Origin of the sequence: Bartonella sp. CM31XJBT, from assembly GCF_028618555.1 — a bacterium.
Classification (GTDB): domain Bacteria; phylum Pseudomonadota; class Alphaproteobacteria; order Rhizobiales; family Rhizobiaceae; genus Bartonella.
Map to the genome: position 1 here is coordinate 1 of NZ_JAQITD010000052.1, position 4,723 is coordinate 4,723.

At 35.9% G+C, this 4,723-nt stretch carries 3 protein-coding genes and 1 pseudogene; 1 reads left to right on the plus strand and 3 read right to left on the minus strand.

Translation table 11 applies throughout. The annotated features are described in order from the left end of the window. From PVV63_RS09870 to PVV63_RS09880, 3 genes and pseudogenes are all read right to left on the minus strand, one after another. Positions 1–1,240, minus strand: a pseudogene (locus PVV63_RS09870) (transporter); the annotation flags it as partial. Continuing rightward, positions 1,237–1,563 (minus strand): type IV secretion system protein VirB3, encoded by a 327-nt coding sequence (locus PVV63_RS09875; protein ID WP_273791704.1) that lies wholly within the window; start codon positions 1,561–1,563, stop codon positions 1,237–1,239. The pseudogene PVV63_RS09870 and the gene PVV63_RS09875, both read right to left, overlap by 4 nt. Positions 1,564–1,590: 27 nt before the next feature. Next, positions 1,591–1,941 (minus strand): TrbC/VirB2 family protein, encoded by a 351-nt coding sequence (locus tag PVV63_RS09880; RefSeq protein ID WP_273791705.1) that lies wholly within the window; start codon positions 1,939–1,941, stop codon positions 1,591–1,593. An 823-nt stretch (positions 1,942–2,764) separates the two neighbouring features. Here PVV63_RS09880 and repC point away from each other — a divergent pair. Next, a complete protein-coding gene (gene repC, locus PVV63_RS09885) occupies positions 2,765–4,114 on the plus strand; it encodes a plasmid replication protein RepC (RefSeq protein ID WP_273791706.1) in 1,350 nt (449 codons plus the stop codon). The last annotated feature ends 609 nt before the right edge of the window (positions 4,115–4,723 follow it).

Sequence of the window (4,723 nt, forward strand, 5' to 3'; positions counted from 1 at the left end):
TCATCAAGGCTACCGCTGGTCCCCACACATTGCCATCTATTTTCCCAACCGGAAAAGAATGAAATGGAGAAAGCGCTGCATAATTGCGGCTGGTTATCGCCCCAGAGCGGGTGCGATAAGCATAATTGCCAGGCAATTGTGCCCACCAAGCCGCCGCTAACCCTAAATCTTCCCGCGCAATGACAGCTCCACCATTTGTAAGATGAGAACGCGCTTTCGCAAGATTATCAGCAAGCTCTTGTGGTGTATCAGCAAAAACTGCCAATGATAAATGATGCTCGCCTAAAACAAAACGATTGGATTCAAGATCATCAAGCGCATCATCAAGTTCCATAATTTGTGAGCCCGCACGGTCTCCTGCATTGACCATTTGGTTTTGTTTGCGCCCCATAATCTGCTTGGCAATGTTTTTGCTCTTGAAAATAAAAGATTGGGTGAAAATAAATTCAAAGGGAAGGGTGAGCAAACCATCCGCCATGCCTACCCTGGTTTTTGCTGGATATTCTTTCCAACCAAACATGCCCGCAAAACGCTGTCCCGCCTCGGTGCGTATTTCTATGATCTCTTTCCCAAAAATGAGACGGTCTGAATAAACAGTCGACGCTATCGTCCCCCATGTCAACGGTATGCGTTCACGACGACCTCCCACCAATTGGTGGATAAACTCACTTTGCTGCGAATAAATATTGCCTTCATGTTCATAAAGGCTCAGTCTTTTTGCACCATAACGCTCTAAATTTTGAATAAGATCTGTCGTAATATCTTCAAGCTTGCGAACTGATTCTGCATCAACTTCTGTCTTTTCTTGCTTGGCTTTGCCTAAACGTTTGAAAAACTCCGCTAATTTATCCGTCTTATCAACGTGTGGATTCCACAAAATTGAAAGATAAAGCTCATTGCGATAAAGCTCCTGTGAAATCATCCGCTCGCGATATTTATCATCTAATTGCTTGGCAAATGCCGATCTAAAAGTCCCATCCGGATAAACGGTTTCACGCTTTCTGATGATATGGCTATAAAGCGCTATCCGTTCATCCGCTATGTTTTTAAACAGATTATTGAGCTGTTCGTGAAGCACATTCAGATCAATAATATCCGCTGTCTCAAAGTTAATCCCTTCAAGTTTAATAACGCTCATGAGAGCGCGTGAATCCAGCGCAATGATGTGTTTATTGACATGGCGCACATAAGGAATGATCGCCTCTGGCTGCTTTTCACGTTTGCGCTCTGTTCTATTCATTGTAATTCCTCATAATTACGAATTAATCGTAATGGAGAAATACTTCCCCCACCCCATAGACTCGAATTTCTGGCAAAAATAGATGTCTTTTGCCATGTCAGAAGAATACGAAATTTGTTATGGTCATGCTTTAGGATTTCCTTGAATATGAAATGCAGCATCACACCAAAGGTGATAAGAAAAATATTGCCTGTCATAATAAACAACATCATCGTTCCTATCGCATTTAATCCCATAGCTTCCACCGTCACGCCTGCGATCATTGCAGGGCGCGTGCAAGCAAGAAATAACGTATCTTCTGTTAGCTTGTCGTGCTCTTTCATGGCTTTGAAAGGCTAAAGTTAAGCGAATTAAGACATAAACATTGATGCGATTTGTGGTGCACCAAAAACAATGCCGATGCCAATACAAACAAAGAAAGCTTTACGCATTTCAACATAACCAGCAATCCATGCAAGCCCAATACCAGCAACCGCAATCGTCGCAATCGATTTTGCAATGTTTCCTGTTAAAGCTTTGACTAATTTATCAAGAGCGCCTTCAATTTTTCCAAAGTCACCTGCGGCAAATGCTGGTTCACTCAGTGCGATGAAGGCAATAAACAGCATCAATGCTGCTGTTAACCATTTCTTTTGGGTGTTGGATAGAATAGTTTTTTGTAAGGTATGTTCATTAATGAACGAATTATTCATGTTTTTCATGAAAATTCCCCCGCTTTATGTTTAAGTTGATCATAAAATTAATATTCAAAATATTAATCGGGAATCATATAAATGAAAAAATATTTTTTTCTATCGATAAATTAATAATATTTAATCTTTTATTATTTAATGAACAATAAAATACAGCAATATTCAAAATGATACTTTTAAAATCTCTTAGAGCAGCGACAATAAATATATTGTCTTAATTTATATTATTATTTTTGGATACTTTGAGATCACGGAAGTTATATTCCCATTGACTATTATCGATAAAACGTTCTCTCAAGCGCTACTAAAAAATCAAGGCAATATTCCACTACGAATTTTATCAGAAAAAAGTTAATCATTATACACACAGTCCTTGGTGGACAATTCTTGCAAAGAAAAATTATTGTGTTTAGAATTCATTTACTCGTATAGGTTGTTTTATACAGCGCTATATAAGAGCGCGTTTTCTTGGTTATATGTCATTTCGCTTTGCTGTTGTTGTAGGTTGTATTAGATTGTATTGCCATAAAAAACAGTTGTTGGAAAGCTTTACCATATTGAAAATCTTTTTTTTTTAATATAGCTTTGACCTTGACACGCTTTTTTCAAGCTAGGAGTCGTTTCAAATAGAGGGAAATATAATGGCAAAAAAATAAAAACCCAACTGCGTTAACAGAAGGGTTTCTAAAAAGCCCGTACTACATATACGGTAAATTAAATTCCACAAAGTAATTCCTAATTTAATTTATCGTGAAGCATTCTGCAAGAGAAATTTTGTAGAAAAGGGATATTTTTAGCATTTTTTGCCTCCAATAGAGAGGTTTTAAAAATTATGGTTAAAAAAACATCTGGAAGAAAGATAAATGCACATCATATAGAATTTAGAAAATTAGCAGAAACTGCTGAGATTGGTTCTGTAAGTCGTGGTCAATTGATTGGATTGGTTCATCAACTGGAACAGACTGATTTCATTAAAGAGAGTGAAGCTAAACTTCTTTTGAATTTGTTAAGGACAGCTCCAAAAGATTCATTTGAAAAAGGCGGGGTTCCTATTGTTTTCAAAAGCAATCGACAACTTAGTTATGACATTAAACGGAGTGAATCGCGCGTTAGTTTTTTACTTTCATGCCTTTATGACTGTGGTCTTATTGTTATGCGCGACTCTGGTAACTTTAAACGCTATCCTATACGTAACCATAGCGATGATATCGTAACAGCTTGCGGTATTGATTTACGGATTCTTGTTGCGCGATATCATGAACTTAAGCAAAAAGCAGACGAAGCTCTGGAATGTTATGATAAAAAGAATGAAGCTTTGCATTATTTTAGAGGATTGGTGCGTCAAATTAAAACCTGTTATACAGAAATGGAAGCAACTCCGTTTATCTCACTGCTTTTTTCTAGAATGCAAAAAATTATCCATATTATTGGTCGTCCGGCTAAAGCATCTCTTGAAAAATTATACAAAGCAATTCGTCTTTTTGAGTGGATTTTACAACGTTTTTTTGGGCAAAAAACATCAAAAACAAGATACACAGACCTTGCTGGCAAGATACACATAGAACATACAACCCCTAACTATAATTGTAATTGTAACAAAAAGGAGTGTTCAGATAACTCTGAACACACTCAAATCGTTAATGTGACCTCCGGTCACAATAAAATGGCTTATGAAAATATAGAGAACGGCAAAACCGAAACATCACTTCCTTCAAAAGGTAGTACATTGCCTCAAATTAAGCTGGAGATACTAGAAAAGGCTTTACCAAATGCCATCTTGTTTTCTGAATGTAGTTTCCAAACAGAAAGCGATTTGATACATTCTATGTATCCTATGTACAGAATGATTAAAGTTTCAGAACATGCCGCTGAACAAGCTACAAAAATCATGGGGCTTAAAAAAACAGCTCTGGCAATTGCCATCATTTTTGAAAAATATGCTAGAGGACTTGTAAAATCACCAGGAGGATATCTCCGCGGCATGATTGATAAAGAAAAAAAGGGGGAATTATATCTAGAGCGTTCTTTATTTGCTTTATTGAAACAAGATGATCAAGAAAAAATAAATAGTTTAAACTTAGAAAAAAATCAGAAAATAAAGCTAAACGAAGAAAAAAGATCTTTGTTTGAGTTTGAACTCAATAAAACGTTAAAAAATCTAACAATGTCAAAGGTTATATAAATAATAATTTATAGAAATAAATATTTTAATTATTTATCTTTAGGGACATTAATCCTTATTTTTAAAAGGCGTAAAGAAGGTCGAAAATGAGAAAAATTTTTGATTTTGAAAAAAGAGAAAGAGATAAATGATCAACTTATCCAGCGGGGATAACTTTTTAGAACCTCTTCCTCCAAAAAAAGATATATACAAGATATTTTTATTTAGCAATTATTTTATTAGATCTTTTATACTTTTTTAATGAGAGGCTATCTGCCTCTCAAACTCTCTGGAACGCTCACCAAAATCATGACATCAGATCCGCGTTTAATGAGAGGACTAACAATCCTTGGTTCTTAGTGTCAAGGAAACCATTACATGGCGCCTAACGGCGTCCTTGACAAAGAACCTAACGGCTTGTTTCGTCCCTCTCACGCGGCTCCGAAATCATGATTAAAAGGGTGAGCTTTTAGGGGCATATACTTCAAAAGAAAGAGATAAATATTATAAGCTATTTTATGAGATAAATATTTGAAAATATTATAAAAAATACCAAAAAAAGACAAAAAACAGTTGACAATAAATGGGTATTTTGCTATATAAATACTTAAGTGATCAAAACACTAATCC

What these genes read in the sequence shown, in the direction of transcription:
- PVV63_RS09875 (WP_273791704.1), bottom strand. Translation starts at nt 1,563, where the DNA reads ATGAAAGAGCACGACAAGCTAACAGAAGATACGTTATTTCTTGCTTGC.
- PVV63_RS09880 (WP_273791705.1), bottom strand. Translation starts at nt 1,941, where the DNA reads ATGAAAAACATGAATAATTCGTTCATTAATGAACATACCTTACAAAAA.
- repC (WP_273791706.1), top strand. Translation starts at nt 2,765, where the DNA reads ATGGTTAAAAAAACATCTGGAAGAAAGATAAATGCACATCATATAGAA.